General features: G+C 73.7%; 19 protein-coding genes. 7 read left to right on the top strand and 12 right to left on the bottom strand.

The window, feature by feature from the left end; translation table 11 throughout:
• Positions 1-29 precede the first annotated feature (29 nt).
• Genes O7608_RS03250 through O7608_RS03240 form a run of 3 tightly spaced genes read right to left on the bottom strand, consistent with a single transcriptional unit; the run spans position 30 to position 3,591 of the window.
• Positions 30-2,393, bottom strand: a complete 2,364-nt coding sequence (locus O7608_RS03250) for an FtsX-like permease family protein (RefSeq protein ID WP_289208577.1) — start codon at positions 2,391-2,393, stop codon at positions 30-32.
• The gene (locus O7608_RS03245) at positions 2,390-3,070 is read right to left on the bottom strand and encodes an ABC transporter ATP-binding protein (protein WP_289208576.1); all 681 of its coding nucleotides are present in this window, start codon (positions 3,068-3,070) and stop codon (positions 2,390-2,392) included. Before O7608_RS03245 ends, O7608_RS03250 begins: the two co-directional genes overlap by 4 nt.
• Positions 3,067-3,591 carry a PadR family transcriptional regulator gene (locus O7608_RS03240; protein ID WP_289208575.1) on the bottom strand — a complete coding sequence of 175 codons (525 nt, stop codon included), beginning with the start codon at positions 3,589-3,591 and terminating at the stop codon, positions 3,067-3,069. Before O7608_RS03240 ends, O7608_RS03245 begins: the two co-directional genes overlap by 4 nt.
• A 109-nt stretch (positions 3,592-3,700) precedes the next feature.
• Between O7608_RS03240 and O7608_RS03235 the strand changes: the two genes are divergently transcribed.
• Genes O7608_RS03235 through O7608_RS03225 form a run of 3 tightly spaced genes read left to right on the top strand, consistent with a single transcriptional unit; the run spans position 3,701 to position 6,476 of the window.
• Positions 3,701-4,237 carry a PadR family transcriptional regulator gene (locus tag O7608_RS03235; RefSeq protein ID WP_289208574.1) on the top strand — a complete coding sequence of 179 codons (537 nt, stop codon included), beginning with the start codon at positions 3,701-3,703 and terminating at the stop codon, positions 4,235-4,237.
• Entirely contained in the window at positions 4,234-4,944 is a 711-nt protein-coding gene (locus tag O7608_RS03230; RefSeq protein ID WP_289208573.1) for an ABC transporter ATP-binding protein, read from the top strand. The genes O7608_RS03235 and O7608_RS03230 overlap by 4 nt, the downstream gene beginning before the upstream one ends.
• A complete protein-coding gene (locus tag O7608_RS03225; protein ID WP_353850491.1) occupies positions 4,941-6,476 on the top strand; it encodes an FtsX-like permease family protein in 1,536 nt (511 codons plus the stop codon). Before O7608_RS03230 ends, O7608_RS03225 begins: the two co-directional genes overlap by 4 nt.
• A gap of 54 nt (positions 6,477-6,530) precedes the next feature.
• On the opposite strand, the gene O7608_RS03220 is transcribed toward O7608_RS03225, so the two are convergent.
• From O7608_RS03220 to O7608_RS03210, 3 genes are read right to left on the bottom strand one after another with little or no spacing between them, the layout of a single operon-like run.
• Complete coding sequence (locus tag O7608_RS03220; RefSeq protein ID WP_289208572.1) at positions 6,531-7,220, bottom strand: hypothetical protein; 690 nt, start codon at positions 7,218-7,220, stop codon at positions 6,531-6,533.
• Positions 7,217-8,788 (bottom strand): type VII secretion protein EccE, encoded by a 1,572-nt coding sequence (gene eccE, locus O7608_RS03215; protein WP_289208571.1) that lies wholly within the window; start codon positions 8,786-8,788, stop codon positions 7,217-7,219. Before eccE ends, O7608_RS03220 begins: the two co-directional genes overlap by 4 nt.
• A 3-nt stretch (positions 8,789-8,791) precedes the next feature.
• The gene (locus O7608_RS03210; RefSeq protein ID WP_289208570.1) at positions 8,792-10,471 is read right to left on the bottom strand and encodes a right-handed parallel beta-helix repeat-containing protein; all 1,680 of its coding nucleotides are present in this window, start codon (positions 10,469-10,471) and stop codon (positions 8,792-8,794) included.
• A gap of 134 nt (positions 10,472-10,605) precedes the next feature.
• Here O7608_RS03210 and O7608_RS03205 point away from each other — a divergent pair, with 134 nt between their 5' ends.
• The 3 genes from O7608_RS03205 to O7608_RS03195 are packed head-to-tail and all read left to right on the top strand — an operon-like array spanning position 10,606 to position 12,649.
• Positions 10,606-10,995 (top strand): YwqJ-related putative deaminase, encoded by a 390-nt coding sequence (locus O7608_RS03205; protein ID WP_289208569.1) that lies wholly within the window; start codon positions 10,606-10,608, stop codon positions 10,993-10,995.
• A complete protein-coding gene (locus tag O7608_RS03200; protein WP_289208568.1) occupies positions 10,992-11,507 on the top strand; it encodes an SUKH-3 domain-containing protein in 516 nt (171 codons plus the stop codon). The genes O7608_RS03205 and O7608_RS03200 overlap by 4 nt, the downstream gene beginning before the upstream one ends.
• Positions 11,504-12,649: an SseB family protein gene (locus tag O7608_RS03195; RefSeq protein ID WP_289208567.1), complete on the top strand. Its 1,146-nt coding sequence runs from the start codon at positions 11,504-11,506 to the stop codon at positions 12,647-12,649. Before O7608_RS03200 ends, O7608_RS03195 begins: the two co-directional genes overlap by 4 nt.
• 18 nt (positions 12,650-12,667) lie before the next feature.
• Here O7608_RS03195 and O7608_RS03190 read toward each other — a convergent pair whose 3' ends face one another.
• From O7608_RS03190 to eccCa, 5 genes are all read right to left on the bottom strand, one after another.
• A complete protein-coding gene (locus O7608_RS03190) occupies positions 12,668-13,114 on the bottom strand; it encodes a hypothetical protein (protein ID WP_289208566.1) in 447 nt (148 codons plus the stop codon).
• 58 nt (positions 13,115-13,172) lie between these two features.
• On the bottom strand, positions 13,173-14,468 hold the full coding sequence (locus O7608_RS03185) for a S8 family serine peptidase (RefSeq protein WP_289208565.1): 1,296 nt from the start codon (positions 14,466-14,468) through the stop codon (positions 13,173-13,175).
• 106 nt (positions 14,469-14,574) lie between these two features.
• Complete coding sequence (locus tag O7608_RS03180; RefSeq protein WP_289208564.1) at positions 14,575-16,257, bottom strand: WXG100 family type VII secretion target; 1,683 nt, start codon at positions 16,255-16,257, stop codon at positions 14,575-14,577.
• A gap of 31 nt (positions 16,258-16,288) precedes the next feature.
• Positions 16,289-16,888 (bottom strand): hypothetical protein, encoded by a 600-nt coding sequence (locus tag O7608_RS03175; protein WP_289208563.1) that lies wholly within the window; start codon positions 16,886-16,888, stop codon positions 16,289-16,291.
• A gap of 78 nt (positions 16,889-16,966) precedes the next feature.
• Complete coding sequence (gene eccCa / locus O7608_RS03170) at positions 16,967-20,920, bottom strand: type VII secretion protein EccCa (protein WP_289208562.1); 3,954 nt, start codon at positions 20,918-20,920, stop codon at positions 16,967-16,969.
• 124 nt (positions 20,921-21,044) lie between these two features.
• Here eccCa and eccD point away from each other — a divergent pair, with 124 nt between their 5' ends.
• Positions 21,045-22,430, top strand: a complete 1,386-nt coding sequence (gene eccD, locus O7608_RS03165) for a type VII secretion integral membrane protein EccD (protein ID WP_289208561.1) — start codon at positions 21,045-21,047, stop codon at positions 22,428-22,430.
• A gap of 64 nt (positions 22,431-22,494) precedes the next feature.
• Here the strand turns inward: eccD and O7608_RS03160 are convergent, their stop codons facing one another.
• A complete protein-coding gene (locus O7608_RS03160) occupies positions 22,495-23,271 on the bottom strand; it encodes an SUKH-3 domain-containing protein (RefSeq protein WP_289208560.1) in 777 nt (258 codons plus the stop codon).
• Positions 23,272-23,317 lie beyond the last annotated feature (46 nt).

Raw genomic sequence — 23,317 nt, 5'->3', positions numbered from 1 at the left:
CACCCGGTCGGGCCGGGGGAGCGTGCGCCCTACTCGGTGCGCAGCCCGTCGGCGCGCATCAGCCGCCACAGCACCGGCAGGCTGGCGACGGTGACTCCGATCGCCGCCCCGGCACCGAGCGCACTCGCGCCGGCCACACTCCACCAGGAGAACGCCAGGCTGCGCCCGACCATGCCGAGCAGTACCGCGCCGAGACCGAGCCCGGCGACGACCGCCAGGGCCGTGCCGATCAGCACCGGCACCAGCTGCTGCCAGAGGACCGCCCAGCCGAGCACCCGCCGTGGGGTGCCGAAGGCGGCCAGCATCGCCAGCAACCGGCGTCGCTCCCGCAACTGCTCCAGCGTGCTGACCAGCAGGCTGGCGCCGATCAGCAGCAGGGTGACGACGATGCCGACGGTCAGCCCGCGCCGGATGTTGACGTACTGCCGGGCCTGTTCGTTCGTCGACAGGGCGGAGACCTGCCCGTTCACCCCGGCCGTGGCCGCGAGGTTGCGGACCCGTTCGACCGCGTCCGGCACGGTCGGGTCGATGGTCAGGTACGCCTGGATCGTCATCGGTCCGGGCACGGTGGGGTCGATCGCTCCCGTGGTGGCGAAGATCCCTCGTAACTGGCCGCCCCACGGGTCGACGCGTGGCTCGGCGGTGCGCACAGTAGGCGGGAGCGTCCACCCGTACTGATCCTCGCCGACCTGCAGCCGGTCGCCCGGCCGGGTGGTAGCCGCCACCGGCGCCGGCGGTGCGGTCCCGGCGCGGACGGCGGCATCGGGCGGCGTGACGAGGAAGACGTCACCGTCGGCGCAGTCGGTCACGGCGATCAGGTCGGCCAGTACCGCGCAGTCGGCGACGGTCAGCTGATCCCACACCTGGACGTCGCCCGACCCGGCGGTGACACCGGTGGTACGGAATCCACGGACCGACTCGACTCCGGGCACCTCGGCGACCCGGGCCAGCAGCCTGTCCGCCTGTCCGCCGGTAGGCGATCCGACGTACAGGGAATGACTGGCCCGGGTCGGATCCGCGCCGGTGCTCCGGGTGAAGTCGTCCTCGATGCCGATGAACAGGCCCTGCAGCGCTATCGTGCCGGCCACCGCGACCGCGACCCCGGAGACCAGCCGGGCGTTGCCGGCACCGTCGACCTGGAGCCGGCGGACCGCCAGCTGCCAGGCGACCGGCCCACCGCGCATCCGGCGTACGGTCGTCTCGATCAGCCACGGCAGTAGCGTCACCACGCCGATCAGCATCAGTACCGCCCCGGCGGCGACCTGGTACTGGGCCAGCGCGTCGAAACTGGAGATCCCGCCGCGCAGCAGCGGATAGAGCAGGGCCAGCCCGGCCAATGGCACCGCCAGGCGCCACCCGGGCCGGCGGCGGCGGGGCGTGGCCCGGCGTACCACCCCGAGGGGTTCGGCGACGACGCCGCGCAGCGCGATCAGGCCGACCGCGACGGCGGCCAGCGGTGCGGCGACCACGGCCAGCGCCACCAGTACGGCGGGCGGGCGTACGTCGGCGGCGAAGACGCTGAGGTCCGAGACCTGCACCAGCGGGGTGATCTGCCGGCCGATCAGGAACAGTGCGGCGCCGACAACCAGCCCGAGCAACGCACCGGTGAGCGCCTCGCCTGCGGCGAACCGGCCGATCATCCGGTGGTCGGCGCCGGCCAGCCGCAGTGCCGCCAACCGGCGGTCCCGGGCGGCGCCGCCGAATCGGACCGCCGCGCCGAGGAAGACGACGATCGGCAGCAACAGCACCACGAAGATGATCACGACGAGCAGAGTGAGGACCGGGCCGAGCACTTCGTTCGGGCCCCCACCGCCGAACGCGGTGACCCGGTTGCTCAGCTCCGGGTCCAGGTCGGTACTGCCCCGGTAGAAGGCCAGTTCGGCGGGTCCGGTCAGACCCTCCGGGCCGATCTGGCCGACGATCCGCTCGCCGATCCTGGGTGCCAGCAGCGCGCCGTCCGGGCCGGCCAGCAGCTCGGCCAGCGCCGGTGACACGACCGCTTCGCCGGGTCCGGGCAGCGCCGCCACCCCGGGCGGCACCGGTGCCTGCGGCCCTTCGGCCGCAATGGTGCGGCCCCAGACCCCCTGGTTCCGGAAGATCGTGTCGGAGTAGGCGAACAGCAGCGCGTCACCGGTGCTGTCCTGAATGTACCCTCCGGCTCGGGCCGCGCCGCGCTCCTCGCGGGCCGCGAGGGCACCCGGCACCGAGGCGGCGAGCAGCAGCATCGCCACCCCGATGCCGACGCCGACGGCGGTGAAGATCGCCCGGGTCCAGCCGTCCCGGCCGCCGCTGAACGCCAGCCGGGCCCCGAAGGCGACGTCGTAACCGAGCCGGCCGAGCCCACCGCCACGCTGTCTGGTGTAACGCAGCCGGGTGCTGCGCGGCCCGGTCATCGGGCCAGCGCCAGGTCGCGGGTGCGGCCGTCGCGGACCACGACCTCCCGGTCGGCGTACGCGGCGACCCGTGGCTCGTGGGTCACCAGCACCACGGCCGTGGTGGCGTCGCGGGCGGCGGCGGTCAGCAGCTGCATCACCCGCTCGCCGTTGAGCGAGTCGAGGGCCCCGGTCGGCTCGTCGGCGAAGACCACCGACGGCTCGCCGACCAGGGCACGGGCGATCGCCACCCGTTGGCCCTGCCCGCCGGACATCTCGCCGGGCCGCTTGTCGGCGACGTCGCCGACCTCCAGCCGGTCCAGCCAGTCGGTGGCCCGCCGCTGCGCGTCGCGGCGGCCGACCCGGTTGAGCCGCAACGGCAGCGCGACGTTCTCGACGGCGGTCAGCTCCGGCACCAGCTGCCCGAACTGGAAGATGAACCCGAAGTCGGTACGGCGCAGCGCGCTGCGCCGTACGTCGGACATGGCGGTCACGTCCTGGTCGCGGTAGCCGACCCACCCCGAGTCGGGTCGGCTGATCCCGGCCAGGCAGTGCAGCAGGGTGGACTTGCCGGATCCGGACGGTCCCATGATCGCGACCACCTCGCCGGCGACGATCCGGATCGACGCCCCGGCCAGTGCCGGCGTCGCCCCGAACGACTTGTGCAGCTCCTCGGCGTACAGCAGGGGTGTCGTCACCGGTGCAGCTCCTTGGCGAGTTGGTCGAGCCGGGCGGCGGTCAGCTCCAGCCACCGCAGGTCGGCTTCCAGGTGGAACAGGGCGTGGTCGCAGATGAGCTGGTCGGCGAGGTCGCCGCCGGTCTTGCGGCGGGTCAGCTCGCGCATCAGCCGCAGGTGCTCGGCGCGCTGCACGTCCAGCAGGTCGGCGGCGGGCCGGCCGGTGAGCAGCGCCAGCACGACCTTGGTGTAGAGGGTGTTCTGCAGGTAGACGTCGGGCTTCTCGGGTTGGCGCAGCCACTGGGCGACGTCGGAGACACCGGCGTCGGTGATCGCGTACCGCTTGCGTTCCGGGCCGTCGCCGGGGACCACGCCGTCGACCTCGACGAGGCCGTCGCGCAGCAGCCGGGACAGGGTCGAGTAGACCTGCCCGAAGTGCAGCGGCTTGCCGCGGGCGAACCGTTCGTCGTAGGCGCGTTTCAGGTCGTAGCCGTGCCGGGGGGCGGACTCCAGCAGCCCGAGGAAGGTCTGACCGAGGGACATGGCCGTCACTGTACCCCAGGTGTATACACCCGGTGTATATAGGCCGGCGGGCCGACCCGGCCAGCGAATCGGTTGACAGCGGCTATTCGCTCAGTGAATAGTTGGCCAGGTGTCCACCGTCCACGTTCTCCTCGGGCTGCTGTCCCGTGGCCCCCGGCACGGCTACGAGCTCAAACGCGACCACGACCAGCGGCTGCCCCGCGCCAAACCCATCGCGTTCGGCCAGGTCTACGCCACCCTCGGCCGGATGCAGCGCGACGGCCTCGTCGAGGAGGCGCAGCGCGACCGCGCCGCCGGACCCGACCGCACCTCGTACGCCCTCACCGACACCGGCCGGGCCGCCCTCGACACCTGGCTCGACGCCATCGAGGCACCCGCCCCGTACGTCACCAGCGCCCTGCTCGCCAAGGTCGTCGTCGCCCTGCTGATCGACGACCCGCAGCGCGCCCGGCGCTACCTGGCCGCCCAACGCGCCGCACACGCCGCCCGGATCCGCGAACTCACCCGCACCAAGACCACCCCCGACGCCACCCTCGGCGAGATCGTCGCCGCCGACTACGCCATCAACCATCTCGACGCCGACCTGCGCTGGCTCGACGCCACCGTCGGGCGCGTCGCCGACCTGCACCGGGAGGTGCACCAGTGACAACCAGCGAAACGGTGCTCGCCGGCCGGGGAGTGGTCCGCTCGTACGGCGCCACCCCGGCGCTGCGCGGCGTCACCCTCGACGTCGCCGAAGGCGAGATCGTCGCCGTCACCGGACCGAGCGGCTGCGGCAAGTCCACCCTGCTGCACTGCCTCGCCGGCATCCTGCGCCCGGACGCCGGCGAGGTCCACTACCGCGACCAGCGCATCGACCTGCTCTCCGAATCGGCCCGCGCCGTGCTGCGGCGTACCGAGTTCGGGGTGCTGTTCCAGTTCGGCCAGCTCGTCCCGGAGCTGACCGCTGCGGAGAACGTCGCCCTGCCCCTGCTACTCGCCGGCACGGGGCGGCGAGCAGCACGGACAGCGGCGCTCACCTGGCTGGACCGGCTCGGCGTCGCCGACCGGGCCGACACCGTACCCGGCGAGATGTCTGGCGGCGAGCAGCAACGCTGCGCCATGGCCCGCGCGATGATCACCGAACCGCGGGTGCTCTTCGCCGACGAACCCACCGGCGCGCTGGACAGCCTCGCCGGCGAACAGGTCCTCGGCCAGCTGGTCCGGATCGCCCGCGAACAGCGGACCGCCGTCGTACTGGTCACCCACGAACCCCGCGTCGCCGGGTACGCCGACCGGGAGATCCTGCTGCGTGACGGCGAGGTGGACCCGGCCGGGCTCGGCCAGGTCGTCACCCAGGCGGCCGGGTCGTGATCCGCCCGACCGCCCTGCTGCGGCTCGGCCTCGCCGGCACCCGCACCGACACCGTACGGATCGTCCTCACCGCCACCGCCGCGTCCCTGGCCACCCTCACCTTCCTGGCCGCGGCGACGGTCATCGCCGTACCCACGGTCTTCGACGACCGCTCCAACCGGTCCCCGCAGTACGGCCCGGCGCTGCTCGCCGAAGCCGGCCTGCGGCCCGGCGTCGCCATCACCCTGTTCCTGCTGGCGATCCCGGTGCTCGCCCTCGCCGGACAGTGCGCCCGGCTCGGCGCGCCGGCCCGCAGCCGCCGGCTCGCCGCGATCCGGCTGGCCGGCGGCACCCCCAACCAGGTCCGGGCGCTGGCCGCCACCGAAACCGGGCTGGCCGCTACGCTCGGCACCGGCATCGGACTCGCCGGCTACCTGGTCGGCCGGCGGCTACTGCACCGCCCCGACGAGCTCGGACTCCTGCCGCTGCCCACCGACGTCCTGCCCCCGGCCTGGGCCCTGCTGCTCATCGTGGCAGGCATCCCGCTGCTGGCCACCGGGGTCGCCGCCGCGATGCTGCGCGGCGTCGTCGTCACACCGTTCGGCGTACGGCGCAGCGGCCGGGTCGGCCGACCCGGCTGGTGGCCCGGCGTCCTGATCCTCGGCGGACTGGCGCTCGCCTTCGTGTTCCGGCCGCTGCTCGACTGGACCGTCGGCCGAGGTGAACCACTGTGGATCGTACTCCTGGTCGGCTTCGTCGGCGCGCTCGCCGTCGCGATCGGCGTCGCCACCGGCACCGGCTGGATCTCCTACGTCAGCGGGCAGCTGCTGCACCGGGTGGCCCGCCGCCCCGCGACCCTGCTCGCCGCCCGACGGCTGACCGCCGACCCGTGGCACGGTGCCCGGACCTTCGCCGCGTTGCTGGTCTGCGTCCTGTTCGGTGCCGGCACCGCCGGCTACCGCGCCTACATGGCGGCCGAGTTCGACAGCCGGGAACAGGTCGGCCGGCTGCTCGCCGAGCAGAGCGGGCAGCCCTACTACCCGAGCGACGACAGCTTCTACTTCAACGCGGTCACCCTGGTGAACATCGCGGTCCTGCTCGGCCTGACGATCGCCGCCGCCGGTCTGGCGGTCGCGGTCGCCGAGAGCGTCGTCGAACGCCGCCGCGCCAACGCCGCACTGGTCGCCACCGGGGTGCCGCGTGGCGTCCTCGCCCGCTCCATCCTGGTGCAGACCCTCACCCCGCTGCTGCCGGCGACCCTGGTGGCGCTGGCCGCTGGGACCATGCTGGTCCGGGCACTCGGCACCGAGGTCTCCTCTGGATCCCAGTCGACCGGATACTGCGAACCGGCGGACGCCTGCCGGACCGCTGAGGACCGGGAGCTGCACGGCCGCATCATCGAACACCCCGGGGTCACCCTCGCGGTGCCGGTGCCGCTGGACGACCTGGCCCTGCTCGGGGCCGGGGCGGTGCTGGCCGCCCTGGCCACGGTCGGCATCGGGCTGCTGTTCCTGCGCGGCGCCACCGACGTGACCGAACTACGCGCCAGCTGACCGGGCCGTAACCAGCGGGTCAGGGCCGGCGCGTCCGGCCCGTGGTCGGCGTTGTCAGGGCCGGCCTACCGGGCCGAGCAGGGCTGCCTCCATCGACGTCGGATGCAGCATCACCCACTGCAGCCGGCCCTGGCCGACCAGCCCGACCATCTCCGGGTGGATCCGCGACAACCAGCTCTGCGCCCCGGTGAACCCCAACGTCGACGCGGCAAGCCCCGCCTCGGCCTCGGTCAACCGCTGGAACACCACCAGGTCGCTGCGGACCAACGGATCCAGATCCCAACTGCCCAGATCGCTGCGGACCACCAGGGTCGCCCGCCAGGGGGCACCGACGTCCGGCAGCGCGCCCACCGACGGGCCGACGTCGACCACCAGCAACTGCGGATGCGCCGGCGACGGCGGATCCGGCGGCCGGGTACCCGGCGGCAGGAACGACACCGACTCCCGCCCCAGCCCGCACTGGTGCGCGAACCCGTGCCAGTCCGGCTCCCGGGCCGACGCCACGAACAGGTGCGCGCCGAGCGCCAACGCCCGCAACGCCAGCAACTGCGCGCACCGCAGACCGCCGACCAGCAGCAGCCGGGTCGGTTCGGGACGGAACAGCCGTACCGACACCGCCTCGCCCTGCCGGTTACGCCCGACGACCAGGCCGTCCCCGCCGGCCCGCAGCCGCACGTCACCCAACGCCTCCGGCCCGGCGGTGTGCAGCCCGGCCGGTGGATCCATCGACAAGGGACCGGTCACGGCAGGAAACCCCCGAGTGGCAACGTGGCGGCCAGACCCTGGGCGTGCTCGCCGTCGATCCGTTCAGTCAGGCCACCGCGCTCGCGTACCGCCTCGGTCAGCGCATGGTCGCCGGCGGCCAGCGTCGCGGGGTCGGTAGCCGTCAGCCGGACCGCCGCCGACACGATCACCTCCTGGTCGCCGACCTGCGTCGGATGCGGCGGCTCCCGGGTCACCGCCACCGACACCACCGTGTCGACCATCGGCAACTGCCGCAGTACGTCGTCGAGCTGCCACGGCAGCTCCGGCCAGCGCAGCAGCCGGCGGCAGACCTGCGGCACCTGGCCACTCCACCACGCGTGCCAGGTCTCCTGCGCGGTCACCCGGTCACTGGCGGTGCCGTACACGTTGCCGGCGTCCAACCGACCCGGCAGCGCGGCGAGGTAGCCGATCGCGGTCAGTAGGTCGTCGCGCCCCAACAGCCGGGCCGGCATCCGCTCCTGCTTCAGCTGGCGCTGCACCCGCCGCAGGGCCGACACCAGCACCGGCGTCAGCACCGTGTCGGTGTAACTGTCCGGGGTCCGCATCACCTGGACCACCAGCCAGGCCCGCCGGTGCGCCGGCACGTCACCGCCGGTCAACTCCCGGTACGAACGCTCCACCAGACCCCGGCCGGCGCGCGGCGCGGCCGCCACCTGGACCAGCAGCTGCACCGCCACCGGCGGAGCCGCCGGATCGGCCGCCGGCAGCAGCGTCGCCGGCGACGGCAGGCTCAGCGCCGACCCGACGAAGAGCGAACCGTCGGCCGGGTCCAGCTCGAGTACGCCGCACAACCCACCACTGTGGCTGATCGTCGCGGCCGTCCGCCCGGCCACCTCGACCGCGCCGACCGTCGCCGGGTCGGCCACGAAGCGCAGCAGGTCCAGCGCCCGGTTGCCACCCCCGGCGGGCAGCCGCCGGGACCGCAACCGGAACCGCAGCCACACCGCCAGCCACTGGTACAGCCAGCGGCCCCGCACCCGCACGACCGTCGGTGCCACCAGCGGCACCAGGACCGCCGCGGCCAGCAGCGCCGTCATCGGCCCCCGCTGGTACGCGGCGAGCAGCGCGGTCAGCGCCAACTGCCAGTAGACGAGCTGCCCCAACGCGAACGGCCCCGTACCGGGCCGGATCCGACGTGGCCGGATGCGGCCGACCGGCGCGGCGGCAGCCGAGGCCCCGGCTGCGGCCTCGCCGAACACCGGCACCCGCGCAGCCCCGGCGGCCCGGGTCCGACCCACGGCCGCCGCCTGCGGTGCCGGTGGAGCGACACCGGCCCGCGCGGCGCCGGCCGCCGCACCCTGCCCGGAACCGGCCACCTGACCGGCGGCGCCGACCTGGCCAGCGGCGGTGCCGACGTGACCGGCGGCGGCGGTGCGCTGGCCGGCCCCGCCGAGCCGGGGCGGCGGTGCCGACCGGGGTGCCGACGTCGGTGCCGCCGCCGACTCCGGATCAGCGTGCGTGGCAGCCGGGCGCTGCTGCGGCACCCACGGCTGCCCGGACACGGCACCCCGGTACGGGTCCGGTCCGGGCGGCGGCTCAGCGGTCATCGCTCATCTGCCGGTCGCCGCCCGTACGTCGGCCTCGGTCACCGTACGCAGATCGTCCAGGCTCGGCCGCTGACCGGACTGCCGCAACCGTTGCGCCTGCGCCTTGCGTACCCCCTCGAAAAGCTTGCGGGCCTCGCGGGCGTTGCCGAAGTTCTCGTCCCGGCGCACCGCCGAGAAATGCGCAAGCAGCACCTGCGGCACCGTGTCGGCCAGCAGGTACTCGTCGGTGGCAGCCATCCGTTCGACGATCACCACCAGCTGCTGCGGCGAATAGTTGCCGAACTCGATGGTCTTGGCGAACCGGGACGCCAGACCGGGGTTGGCGTCGAGGAACTGGACCATCTCGACGGTGTAGCCGGCGGCGATCACCGCGATCTCGTCCCGATGGTCCTCCATCAGCTTCACCAAGGTGTCGATCGCCTCCTGGCCGAAGTCGCCGCCGCTGCCGAACGACCGGGACAGCGTGTACGCCTCGTCGATGAACAGCACCCCGCCCCGGGCCTGCTCGAACACGGCGGCGGTCTTCTCGGCGGTGTGCCCGAGGTACTGCCCGACCAGGTCCCGCCGCGACACCTCCCTGAACGGGCCGCCCGGCAGCACCGCCAACGCGGCCAGCAACTCGCCGTAGATCCGGGCGACCGTCGTCTTACCGGTCCCCGGCGCACCGGCGAAGATCAGATGGTGGCTGACCGCGCTGACCGGCAACCCGGCCCCGCGCCGCCACTCGTTGACCTGGATCTCGTCGATCAGGGACCGGACCTCGTCCTTGACCGACTCCAGCCCGACCATCGCGTCCAACTCGGCCAGCAACTCGTCGGCGCGGGCCGTGTCCTGCCCACCGGTGTGCTGGGCGGCGGCCGCCCCGAACACGGCCCGGCGGCTCGCCGTACCGGTGACGATCGTCGGATCCGCGCCGTCGGCCACCTCGTACGCCGGGGTCGCGGTGTTCTCGGTGCTGCACTCCTCGACGCTGCCGCCGCAGCCCCGCCCGAACGACACCGCCGGACCACCGGTGTCGCGGATCCGGCAGCGGCGCATCGTCGGCGCGCTCTGGTGGGCGACCGCCACCCCGGCACCGCCGGTACCGGAGATCTCGCAGGTCTCCAACGTGGGCCGGCCGTGCTGGTAGACGTACACGCCACGGTTGCCGCAGCCACTGATGGTGGACGCCCGGATTGTCGGGGCCGCACCGATGCGGACGATCACCCCGTCCTCGGCGAGGTCGGTGAACTCGCAACCGTCCACGGTGCCGTCGGCGTCCTCGACGACCAGGCCGTGCCGGGCCCCGGCGACCGTGCAGCGGGTGAGGGCGAAACGGGAGCGGCCACCGATCGTCACACCCGCGCCGAACCCGGCGTGCAGCCGGCACCCCGACATCGTCAACTCGGCCCGGTCCACCGCCACCGCAGGCGCGTCACCGGCCCGCAGCACCAGGTCCCGCAACTCCAGCACACCGCCGTTGGCGGACACCGTCGGGTACGTACCGCTGGACGCGTCGACCGTGACCGTGCCGGGGCCCTGCGCGGCGACCACGGTGATCCGGCGGTCGTTGACGAACAGCGCCTCGTAGTAGGTGCCCGGGGCGACCGACACCACCGTGTCGTCGGTCGCCGCCGCGAGAGCGTCGCCGATCGACGGATATGCGCCGGGCCGGTCCGGACAGACAGTCAGGGTGCGCGTCATCGCTCCGGGCTTCATGCATGGCGGGACAGGGGATCCCGACGATATCTCAGCCGTCCCAACCCGGGTGTCCGGTGCACACGGCACCGGTTGTCTACCCTCTACCGTGACGCCGGTCCACCGGGGGAAGGAGAGCCGTGGCGCAGGTCCGGATGCTGCCGCTGGCTGCGGCCGCCCTGCTGGTCGACGGGCAGGTCCACACCCACACGTCGGTCCGGGGCGACGTCGCCCCGCAGCTGCACCCGCTGATCCGGCGGCTGCTGCACGAGGTGCCGGTGGCCCAGCGGGAACGCTACGCCGGCTGGTGCGCCGAACCGGTCCTGCTCTCCGACCGGCTCTACGCCGTCGCGCAGCGCACCGGCCAGGCCGAGCTGTCCCCGGCCGCCGCCCGGGCGGCCCTGTGGGGGGCACGGCTGCGGCTCACGCTGGTCCGGGAGCCCGACGACCCGGCCCACGGCACCGCCGTCGCCCCCTGCCGTACCTGCCAGAATCTGCTCGACTGGGCCGGCGTGGAGGTGCTGCGGTGACCGCCGCCGACGAGGTCCCGCCAGGGCCTCCGCCCGAGTTTCCGCCGGAGGTGCTCGCCGTCCTGACCCGGGCCGGCTGGCAGCCGGGCCACCGGGACGCCCGGCGCGGCCGGGACTGGGCGCTGCGGGTCGCCGGCCACGTCGGCCGCGACGGCCGGCAACACGCCGTCGTCGGTCCGGCGATCGAGGCGTACGCCGACTTCGGCGGTCTGCACGTGGTGTCCGACGGCCCCGGCACGGCCGTCGCCCCCAGCACCCTGCACCTGGACCCGATGCGGGCGGTGCACACCGTGGCGACCCTCGCCACCTTCGGCGACGCCCTCGGGGTGCCGGTCAGCCCGCTCGGGGTGGAAGGCGACGGCCGGGGCATCCTCGTCGTCGACGCCCGGCAGCGGGTGTTCGTGCTCGACCACGGCGGCGACTGGTACCTGGGCGCGTCCGTGCCGCAGGCGATCACCGCACTCGTCCTCGGGCTGGCACCGCAGCGGGTCGCCGAGGACGGCACCTGGTGACCGGGCCGCTGCTGCTGCCGGTCTCCGACGACACCGCCGCCGGACGGGCACCGTTCGCCTGGCCCACCGTCGACCATGACGGTACGCCGCACGTGCTCGCCTTCACCTCGCCGCAGGCCATCGCCGACGCCCTGCCGGGCCAGTCCGTCCAGTACGTCACAGTGGAGTTCGCCGAGGTGGCCGCCAACCTGCCCGACGGCTGGTGCCTGGCCGTCGACCCCGGGTCACCGACCGCCGTGCTGCTGCCCGCCAGCGAACTGCGCGACCAGCTGTCGACGGTGGGCGGCGGCACCGCCGGCGACGTGGCGCGGGCGCTGCGGGACGCCGTGGCCGCCGAGGACCCGGACGCCCTGATGGCCGCGCTGCTGCAGGCCGAGTTCACCGTACCGCTGGCCCCGCCGGCCACCGGGGTGGTGCCAGGGTTGACCGACCCGGATTTCCCCTGGTGGTGCGTGCCGGACGCCGACGGGAACCCGTCGGTGCCGGTCTTCACCTCACCGGCGCTGCTGCGACAGGCCCTCGACGACCCGCCGGCGACAGTGGCCGCCAGCAGCGTGCAACTCTTCGCGCACTGGCCAGACCCGGGCTGGCACCTCGCCGTCGACCCGGGCACCCCGTTCGCGGTGAGCCTGCCGGGCACGGCGGTACGGGAGGTCAGTGGCTGGCTCGACGAGGTACGCCGTACCGTCACCGGCGCGGCCGCCGGCCCCATCGAGTCCGGGTCCGACCCGCCGGACCAGGATCCGGACCTGGATCCGGACCTGCCGGTACGGATGCAGGTGGTCGTCCCGCACCGCTACCTGCAGGCGTACGTGTCGGACAACTACGACCGGGTGGCCGGCGTCGTGCACCGCTGGCACGGCCCCGGCCGGGACACCCCCCGACGGCTGTACGCCCGCCTCGCCCTGCTCGGCCCGGAGTCGCCGTTCACCGTCGACGACGAATGGGTGCCGGTGCTGCGCTGGACGCCCGGCCCGGACACGCCGCCGAGCTGGCTCGACGGCGGACCGCAACACCGGTCGCTGGTGGTGCCGGACGGGGCGCAGCTGCGGGTGCTGCACCACGACGGCGGTGACGAACTCCTGGCCAGCTACGACCGGGCGGCGCGCCGCTGGCTGCCAACGGACCAGCCGGCGGACTAGCCAACGGCCCAGCCGCGGCTACGGGCGGTGCCCCACCCAGCGGCGGGCCGGCGGGGTCTCCAACAGGATCAGGGCCAGCCCGGCCAACCCACCGACGATCATCGGCGCCACCATGGTCCCGTTGTAGTCGATCCGGCCGAGCAGCAGCAGCACGCCCGGGATCACCAGGACCAGCCCGATCGTGGCCCCGGCCGGCAGCTGCAGCATGTTCGGGCCGCCGGTCCAGACGACCCGCATCCCGCCCAGGGTCATCAGGACCAGCAGGAGGCAGATCCCGAAGATCCCCGCCGCGATGATCCACATGAGGAACGCCGCGAGTCCCTCGGCACCGAACCCGACCCGCAGGATCGCGACCCCGGCGACCAGCCAGAGGACGGCGGTCGGGAGCGCCAACAGCACCGCCGCGACGACGACCGCCGGCCGCCGGGGTGCGGCGGCAGCGGGGGCGGCAGCCGGTTCGGACACGTCGGGCACCATCGGGGGTACGTCCTCTCCATCGCCGGTCGACGGCGATGTAAACAGGTCAGCGGGGCGGTGGTCGCCAGACCGTGTCGTCATCCTCGCCGGTCGGCGGTGTCTGCGATGCCGGTCCCGCCCCTGGTGCGGTCACCGGCTGCGGCAGCGGTACGCCGGCCTCCGGCGCAGCCGGTTCCGGTACGCCGGACGGGCCGTCCCGGGCCGCCGTACGCCGGGACCGTCGCCGCAGCCAACGGATCAACAGGACGACCCCGGTGACCAGCGTGCCGAGGATGGTGAAGAAGATCAGCATGCCGATCGCCTCGTCCATGCCGAACGAGTAGCCCGGCTCGGGCGGTAGGTACGCGATCGGGTCCGGTGACGCGGTCGGCGACGGCCGCGGGCTGGCCCGGTCGTCCGGCTCGGTGGTGAGCGCGGCGTAAATGTCGAGGATGCCCCAGCCGAAGTCGAGGTCCTTGCCGGGCGGGCCGGCGTCGTACGCGGTGCCGACCAGGCGTTGGAAGAGCTGGCCCTGGTCCTCGTCCGGGAACCTGGACTTGAGCAGCGCGAACGCCCCCGACACCAACGCGGTGGCAGCACTGGCGCCGTCCTGCGTGTAGTAACCCCCGCCAACCTCAGCCCGGACGATTTCCTCTCCGGGCGCGGCGATGGTGGTTTCCTCTGCCCGGATCGACTCCGGGCTCAGCCCTCGGTCGCGCCCGCTACTCGTCACCGCGATGGTCCACTCGCTGCGGGCCGGCTCGCCGATGAAGATGTCGCGGCGGTTCCCGACACCGGCGACGACGATGACTCCGTGCCGGTAGGCGTACTTGACGGACTGTTCGAGTGCCGCGTTCGAGGAGCCGGAGAGAGAGACGTTGATGATGTCGGCGCCATTGTTGACCGCCCAGGTGATCCCAAGCGCAATGGACTCCGGTCGGATGATCTCGGTCCTCGTGCTGGAGAGGGTGAACGGCAGGATCTTCGCCTTCGGGGCGACCCCGAGCACGCCGTCGCGCCCACCCGGCCCGTGCCCGTGACCGGCGATCAGTGACGCCATGCCGGTGCCGTGGTTGCGCCGGTCGATGTGGCCCTTGCTGTCGGCGTCGTTCAGATCCGCGCCGGGCAGCATGTTGTCCTTGATGTCGGGGTGACTGGCGTCGACTCCGGTGTCGACGACGGCGACGGTTACCCCGTCGCCCTGGGTGATCTGGTGCACCTCGGCGAGTCGCATCGCCTCGACGTGCCAGGACCGGTCCCGGATGTCGTCGGCCCAGGCCGGGCCGACGGGCAGCCCGGTCGCGCCGAGCGCGCCGACCACAGTGGCGGCCGCCAGGGCCGTCAGACGCCGGGCGGCACCCATGGGCGGTGCACTCCTCTCCGTCGAGCGGTCGCGGAGCGACCGACACCGTGACCGGATGATACCGCTCCAGGGCCTTTGCCCGACGATGCCCGGCTGTCGGTTGTCGTCACTGCCGGCCCAGGGTCCGGCCCTGCTCCTGCGGGGGGCGCTCGGTCGGGGCGTCGATGGTGCCGGTACCGGCCCGCTCGGTCTCCCACAGCTCGTCGTCGCCGTCACCGTGGGCCCAGGTCTGCGGCTCCTCGGAGGTGCGGCCGGTGCGGGCGCGACCGCTGCCCGCCGCCGGGCCGGCACCGCGCTGACCGCCGAGCACCGGACCGGGTGCCCTGGTGCCACCGGTGCGGCTGGCCGGTGCCGCGCGGCCGGACAGTCGCGGGGCGGTCGGCGCCGCCTTGCCGGCGGCTCCGGTTGCGGGCGGCGTGGGCAGCCGGGGTGCGCCGGCCGTCGACCCGCCAGCTGGGCGCGGGCGTTGCCCGCCGAGGCTGGGTGGCGGAGTGGCCGGTCGGCCGGCACCCGTGCCGGTCGGCTTGGCCGGTCGGCTGGCTGTGCTGCCCGGCAGTTGCGGTGCGGTCGGCGGGGTGCCGCGACCGGTCGGCCGGTTGGCCGGGGGAGCCGGCCGTCCACCGGTGCCCGGGCCGGTGCTGCCCGGCAGGGTCGGGCGGTTCGGGGCCGGCCCGCGCGAAGCCGGATTCCCCGGCGGTGGTCCACCCGCTCCGGGCAGGGTCGGCCGTGGCGGTCCGGGTGGCCGACCGGTGTTCGGACGGTTGGCACCGGCGGGCGGCGGAGCCGGCCGGTTGACCCCCGGTGTGCCGGGGCGCGGGCCGGGTGGTGTCATGCCGGGCGGCACCACGGCAGGAGGTGGGCTCGGGGCCGGACCGGCACCGGGCGGTCCGGGGGTGGGCACCGGGGGCGGGGCGGTCGGTGGGGCGACCGTGCCGCCGGCCAGGTTCAGCCCGTCCGGCATCACCGGCGGCGGTGCGGACGGCGGTGCCCCGGGGCCCGTGTCGAGGCCGGCCGGCGGGGCGCCGGGCCTGACCAGGTCGGGTCGCGTCGGCGGCGCACCCGGTGCCCCACCGGGCGGGACACCCGGCGGAATCCCGGGCCCGCTGGGCGGCATAGTGAACGCTGGGTCGACAATTGCTGCGTCGGTCGGGCCCTTGAAAGCGGTGCCCCGGGTGATGTGGCTCAGGTACACGTCGATGTACATGTCGGCCAGCGGCTTGATGATGTCCCGGGCGCGCTCGTAGTAGTCGTCCATCACGTCTTTGCGGGTCCGACCGGTGGTCCCGGGGATCCAGTCGTAGGTGTCGGACCACTGCAGACCCTTGTCCGGGTCGGCGGCCTCCACGGTGTACTGCTCCCAGAGGCTGCGGAATTCCCGCTGGGTGGACTCGATCTTCGTGGCCAGCTGCTCCAGCCCACGGCGGTTGCTGTCGGCCGCCTCCTTCCACTCGTCGAGCGAGTAGAGGGTGGCACCGACCCGTTGCATGAAGTACTCACCGGCCGGGGACTGCCACCGGTCGGCCAGCGCGGTCGCGTACCGCTGCAGGTTGTTGCGGGTGCTTTCGAGCAGCACGCTGATCCGGTGCCACATTTCGGCGACGGCGACCACCCGCTCGTCGCTCTCGTTCTGGATCCAACCCCACATCGTCTCGATGGTGGTCGTTTCCTTGTCCCAGACGGTGGGTTCGTAGCGCTGGTTCGGATCCGACGCGTCGTAGGTGACGTAGTCGTTCCCGCTGTACGGGTACGGCACCGACACCGGCCGCCAACCGAAGTAGTCCCCGGACATCCTCGCTCCTTGAGGCCGCTATCCGTGCCGATCAGTGGTCCGCCGGCGGACTCTTGAGGTCATCGTGGTGCATGTCTTCGTCGTCGCCCGCGATGTCGTACGCGCCGTCGCCGTCGCCGACGGTCTCCGCCTCGTACAGGGAAAGACCCGGCTCAGCCGACTGCGGGGCGTATGCGGAGGACTCCGGCTCCGGCTCGCCGACCGCCAGGCTGGGGTCCTGGACACCGTTTTCGGCGTTCTGCCAGAGTCCGCTGAGCGTCTCATTGCCGTCGAGGTTCGTGAACGCGGCATAGATGGTCTTCTGGTCGGCTGCGGCGAGGGCGTCGCCGTCGAGGTATTCGGCGGAGATCGACTTTGCGGCGGTGGCCAACGAGGCGAGCCCTTTCGCCACCTCGCCGAGCAGCAGCGTGGCAGCCCTGCGGTTCTCGTCGTGACGGCCCTGGAAGAACCGGCCCTCGGACAGGCCGGAGCCGCCGAACGGCACCGGGATGGCGAGCATGTGGTTGATGCCGCCCTCCAGGCTTGGCTGGAAGTTGAGCCGCAACTCGTCCATCACGCACTGGGCGAAGTCGTCGAGCTGCTCGATGTCGACGTTGATCGTTTCGTTGACCAACCAACTGTCGTCCGCCATGTGCTCCTCCCCCGGGTGCCGTACACGCATCGGCAACGACAAAACTATCGCGTTACCGCAACGGGTGTGAACCGTCCGTCACGTTGTGGACGGTAGGTGTAGCAACTGGACGAGACGAGTGCCTTCCCGTCTGGTGACCAGCCAGCCCCGGCCCGGGGGCAGCGGGCCCGGCCGGACGTTGCCGAGCAGCACCCCTTCGTCGCGGTTGCCGGACATGACCAGCCCCGGGCTGCCGAGTTCGCGCAGCCGCATCAGGATCGGCTCGTACAGGGCGCGGCTCGCGCCGCCGCTGCGTCGGGCGATCACCAGGTGCAGCCCGATGTCGCGGGCCTGGGGCAGGAACTCCAGCAGCGGCAGCAGCGGGTTGCCGCCGCCGCCGGCGACCAGGTCGTAGTCGTCGACCAGCAGGTACAGATCGGGGCCGCGCCACCAGCTGCGGGCCCTTAGCTGTTCGGGGGTGACGTCCGCCGGGGGTAGCCGGTCGCGCATCACGTTGACCACTTCGGTCATCATGCCCTCGGTGACCTGGGCCGAGGTGCCGTACCCGATCTGGTGTTCCTTGCTGATGTCGCCGAGCAGGCTGCGCCGGTAGTCGACGACGATGAGCCGGGCCTGGGTCAGGTCGTTGCGGTCGGTGACGCCCCGGGCGAAGGCCCGCAGGAAGCTGCTCTTGCCGGACTCGCCGTCGCCGAAGACGATGAAGTGCGGGTCGGTGCCGAGGTCGAGGTGCACCGGCTGCAGGTCGGCCTCGGCGATGGCGATCGGCACGCCGGGCCGGCCGGTGTCGGGCACGCTGTCGTACGGCACCTCGGCCGGCAGCAGCCGTACCGGTGGCGCGCCCGGCCCCTGCCAGGCGGCGGCGATGTCGGTGACGAAGCGGCGGGCGCCGTCGGTGAGGGTCTCGCTGTCGGCGTCGCCGTCGGCGCGGGGCAGTGCGGCGAGGAACTGCATGCCGTCGGGGGTGATGCCCCGGCCGGGTGCCTTGTCCGGCACGTTCATCGCGGCCCGTCGGTCCAGGTGGGAGTCGCTGGCGTCGGCGAGGCGCAGCTCCAGTCGGGTGCCGAAGACGTCCCGTACGGCGGGCCGCAGGTCCATCCACCGGCTCGCGGTGATCACCAGGTGTACGCCGAACGACAGTCCCCGGTTGGCGATGTCGGTGATCGCCGGTTCCAGGTCCTCGAACTCGCCCCGTACGGCGGCCCACCCGTCGATGACCAGGAACACGTCTCCGAACGGGTCGTCGGTGTGTCCGCCGTGGCGGCGTTCCCGCCGGTAGGTGGCCATCGAGTCGATGCGGCGTTCGGCGAAGCGGCGTTCCCGCTGGGCCATCAGCAGCCGCAGTTCGGCGATGGTCCGGCGGACCTGGCCGGCGTCGAGCCGGGTGGCGACGCCGCCGACGTGCGGCAGGTCGCGCAGTGCGGTGAGTGCCCCGCTGCCCAGGTCGAGGCAGTAGATCTGCACTTCGCGCGGGGTGTGGGTGAGGGCGAGGGCGGACACGACGGTCCGCAGCAGGGTGCTCTTGCCGCTCTGTGGGCCGCCGACGATGACGGCGTGTCCGGCGGATCCGGCCAGTTCCAGCCAGAGGACGTCGCGGCGCTGTTCGAACGGTTTGTCGATGACGCCGACGGCGGCCCGTAGTTCGCCCTGCAGGGCGGGGCTGGCGGCGGTGAGGCCGCGTTCCGGGTCGGCGGCCAGCGGGGAGAGCAGCTGGTCGAGGGTCATCGGGTCGCCGAGCGGCGGCAGCCACACCTGGTGGGCCGGTTTGCCCCGGCCGGCGAGCCGGCCGACCAGGATGTCGAGCAGGCTTTCGCCGGTGGCGTCGGTCGGTTCGGGTTCGGGGGTACGGGCGGCGGTGGGCAGCCGGGGTGCGACGTACTGGGTGGTGTATTCCTGGACGCGGTCGTCGCCGTCGCCGGCAGCGACCGCTTCGGCGGTCTTGCTGCGGTACGTGCCGGAGACGTACGCGGCCCGGAACCGGACCAGCGGTTCGGTGCCGAAGCGCAGGTAGCCGTGGCCGGGGGAGCGGGGCAGTTCGTAGGCGTCGGTGGCGCCGAGGACGACCCGGCTCTCCATGGCGGAGAAGGTCCGCAGGCCGATCCGGTACGACAGGTGGGTGTCCAGGCCGCGTAGCCGGCCCTCCTCGAGCCGCTGTGAGGCGAGCAGCAGGTGCACGCTCAACGACCGGCCGACGCGTCCGATCTGGACGAACATGTCGATGAAGTCGGGTTTGGCGGTCAGCAGCTCGGAGAACTCGTCACAGATGATCAGCAGCGCCGGCATCGGGTCCAGTGGCGCGCCGGCCGCCCGCGCCTTCTCGTAGTCGCGCTGCGAGGCGTAGTTGCCGGCCGAGCGGAGCAGCTCCTGGCGGCGGACCAGTTCGCCGTTGATGGCGTCGGTCATCCGGTCGACCAGCGGCAGCTCGTCGGAGAGGTTCGTGATCACCGCGCTGGTGTGTGGCAGTTTGTCCAGCCGGGTGAACGTCGCACCACCCTTGAAGTCGATCAGTACGAAGTTCAACGTCTCCGACGAGTGCGTGGCGGCCAGGGCCAGCACCAGCGTCCGCAGCAGCTCCGACTTGCCGGAACCGGTCGCGCCGATCAGCAGGCCGTGCGGGCCCATCCCGTCCTGCGCGGACTCCTTCAGGTCCAGCTCGACCGGCGTACCGTCGGGGGTCAGCCCGAGCGGCACCCGCAGCCGGTCCCGGTTGGGCCGGGGCGTCCAGGCCCGGTCCACGTCGAACTCGTACGGGTCTCCCAGGTCGAGCAGGTCGGCCAGGTCCTGCTCCTGGTGCAGCGGCTGTTCGCCCCGGGACGCGGCGGACAGCCGCAGCGGCGCCAGTTGCATCGCCAACGCCTCGGCCTCGGCGACGGCGCAGCTGTCGGCGGTGCCGATCGCGACCCGCCCGTCCAGGGTCACGCTGGTCATCGCCCCGTCGGCGGCCAGCTCCAGCAGCAGCCGCGCCCGGTCCAGTACGCGCGGCGGCGGCTCGGACAGGTCGAGGATCGTCACCCCTTCGACCCCGCCCTCGGTCATCAGGTGGTCGGACCCGGCCGGGTCGCCGCCGTCGATGACGACCAGCAGGTGCGGGCCGGGTGCGGCCGTACCGCCACCGGAGACGTTGAACCGGGGCCGGTTGGCCAGCACGTCGTCGAGCATCGCCTCCAGCCCGGTCACCGTCGGTGACACCAGCCGCAACGCCCCCATCGCGTCGGTACGGGTCGGGTGCAGCGCGTGCGGCAGCCACTTGGTCCACTCCCACTGGTCCCGCCGGGCCGGTGCCGCGCAGACCGCCACCAGCACGTCGTCCGGGGCGTGGAACGCGGCGGCCTGGCAGATCACCGCCCGTACCAGGCTGCGGGCGGCGTCGGCGTCGCCGCGCAGGTGCACCCGGGCGAAGCCGCGCAACGCCATGTCGACCGGCAGGTCCGGCACCGAGGCGTAGGTGGTGAGGAAGCGGCGCAGCGCCAGCGCGCACATCGGCTCCAGCTTCTCCAGCGCCGTCGGCGGCGGCGGGACCAGCGGCGTCGCCAGCTCCTGCGGCCCCAGACCCACCCGTACGGTGGCGAAGTCGGCGTCACCACGACGGCGCTCCCACAGCCGGGGGCCGACCGGCACCGACCACAGCGCCTGCGGGTCGGGGTGCCGGTAGAACGCGGCCTCCCGCTGCTGGCGGACGGTACGCAGCACCCGGCGGCGCTGCCGCGACAGGTGCGCCATGTACTCGCGGCGGCGCTGCGCCATCTCCTGTTTGCTCGGCCCGCTGGCCTGGCCGGTCAGTTGGGAGGCGAGCATGCCGAGCGCGGAGAGTCCGAACAGGCCACCGGCGACGTAGCTCAGCGTCGAACCGCCCCGGCCGGCGTACATCAGGGCCATCGCCACCGAGCCGGCCAGCATCGGCAGCAGCATCATCAGCTGCCCCCAGGACCGGCCGGTCGGGGCCGGCAGCTCCGGTGGCGCGTCGAGCAGCACCTCCCCGGACGGGTACTCCGGCTCCGGCTGGCGCGTCGGACGCCGAATCACGACCGTACCCACGGATCGACCCTCCCCGTCGTCGTCACACCCGGCTGCCGTCGCACTACCGGCACCGATGGCACCGGCACATGGTAGGTAGCCTTCTCGAGTCAGGACAGCCCGCGGCATCGACGAGGAGTCAGCAGTGGTCACCCAGGCCGGAACCGGACTCGCCCGGATCGCCGTCGTGGCACCGACCCGACGGATCGATCTGGCCCTGCCCGAGCACCTTCCGCTGGTCGGTCTGCTGCCGGCGGTGCTGCGCCACGCCGAAGAGGACCCCTCCGACGGTACGGCCGACGGCGGCTGGGCGCTGCGCCGTACCGACGGCTCCACTCTCGACCTGACCCGTACCCTCGCCGCCCAGCAGGTCCGCGACGGCGAGACCCTGCACCTGCTGCCCCGCCGGACCGACTGGCCGGAGCTGGCCTACGACGACCTGATGGAGGCGGTCGCGGCCGGTGCCCGCCGCCGGGGCCGGCCGTGGACCCCGGGGGCGACCCGGGCGACCGGGCTGCTGGTCACCGCCGTCCTGTTGCTGCTGGCCCTGGTCGCGGTGGTGACCGCCGGCGAGGTCGGGCTGCTCGTCGGGCTGGCCCTGCTCGGTACGGCCGCCGTCCTGGTCGCCGTCGGCACGGTGCTGTCCCGGGCGATGGCCGACTCGCTGGCCGGCGCGGTCCTGACGGCGGTGGCCCTGCCGTACGCGTTCCTCGGTGGCGCGGTGGCGTTGGCCGACGGTGCCCGGATCACCGCGTTGGGGGCGCCGCACGTGCTGGCCGGTGCGGCGGCGCTGGCGTTGACCGGCCTGCTCGGCATGCTCGCCGTCGGCGACGCCGGCCGGGTGTTCGTCGCGGCCATCTTCACCGGCGTCGGCGGGGTGCTCGGCGCGGCCCTGGCGGTCGGCCCGCTGGACGCGCCGAAGGCCGCCGCCGTCGTGGTCAGCCTGGTCACGTTGCTGCTGCCGGCGATGCCGCTGATCTCGGTACGGGCGGGAAAGCTGCCGATGCCGTCGTTGCCGCGTACCCCGGAGGACCTGGTCCGCGACGATCCGCAGCCGGACCGGGCGCAGATCTACCAGGCGACGGCGCGCGCCGACGAGGTGCTGACCGGGTTGATGTTCGGTGCGGCGGCGACCGCCACCGCTGCCCTGGCGGTGCTCACCGATGCGGCGTCGGTCGGCGCGTTGCTGCTGGTCGCGGTGGTGGCTGCGGGTTTCCTGCTGCGGGCCCGGCTGGTGCCGACCGTCCGGCACCGGGTGCCGCTGCTGGTCGGCGGGCTGGCCGGGGTCGCCCTGCTGGTGCTGGTCGGCGCGGCCGACGTGCCGACCGGGGTACGGGTCGCGCTGCTGCCGGCGGTGCTGCTGGTGGTGGCCCTCGTGGTGGCGGCCGGGATGATCTACAGCCGGCGGCCGCCGGCACCCCGGTTGGCCCGCCTCGGTGACGGGCTCGACGTGGTGCTGCAGCTGGCGGTGGTGCCGGTGGCCTGCGCCGTGCTCGGCCTCTACGGCTTCATGCGGGCGATCAACGGCTGACCGGCCACCGCCGTCCCCTGGCCGACGGCTGACCGGCCTGCCGTCCCTGGCCGACGGCTGACCGTCAGTCCTGCGGCGACAGCTGGTCGGGGCGCAGCGGCGGGAACGGCCCGCCCCGGATCAGCCGGGTCAACGCCGTGTCGACGCTGCCGGCGACGAACTGGTAGCCGGCCCAGTGCAGCAGGAACACCCGGCCGGCGGCGTCGACGACCAGCTCCGACGGCCCGTCGGAGTTGCCGCCGAGCGGGAACACCGGGTGGTCGTACTCGTCGACGAATACCCGGGCCTCCTCGGTGACCAGTCCGCTGCGCACCGGGTGCAGGAACGTCGGGAAGCCGGCGTCGGCCGTACCGTCGCTGCCGAACTGCGGCAGCGTCAGGCCGCCGAACTCGACCAGGGCGGCCCGCGCGGCCGGGCTCATCACCAGGCCGTCGAGTTCACCGGCCCACCGGGCCGACCACTGGTCGACCATGGCGGTGACGTCGCGGCCGGCGAACCAGCCGGCGGTGGTCAGCACGTGGTGTACGTCCGGCGGGAACCGGTGGTCGGCGGAGCGTTCGGCGGCGTACCGGGCGGCGACGACCGCCACCGGAAGCGGCGGCCACTGGCTGACCACGCCGGACTGCCGGTCGACGACGATGCGCGCCGACCCGCTGGTCGCCGGCGGCGCGGGCGGCCCCGCCGGTTCGGCGCGGTCGTGGCTGCCGGTGTCCCCGGTCGGGACCAGCCAGGCCACGTACCCCTGGTCGAACTCGTACAGGCCGATCTCGGCCGCCGGGTCCGCGCCGTGCGTCGTCGCCCAGTCGCGGGCCAGCGCGAGCGCCTCGTCGCGTCCGATCATCGATGCCCCTTCGCCGCCGGGGGTCGGACCCCGGGGTACGTCGTGG

This window comes from Solwaraspora sp. WMMA2056, assembly GCF_030345095.1.
In the GTDB taxonomy this organism is placed as follows: domain Bacteria; phylum Actinomycetota; class Actinomycetes; order Mycobacteriales; family Micromonosporaceae; genus Micromonospora_E.
The sequence above is the reverse complement of the archived record's forward strand: the minus strand, read 5'-3'. Positions and strand labels throughout refer to the sequence as shown.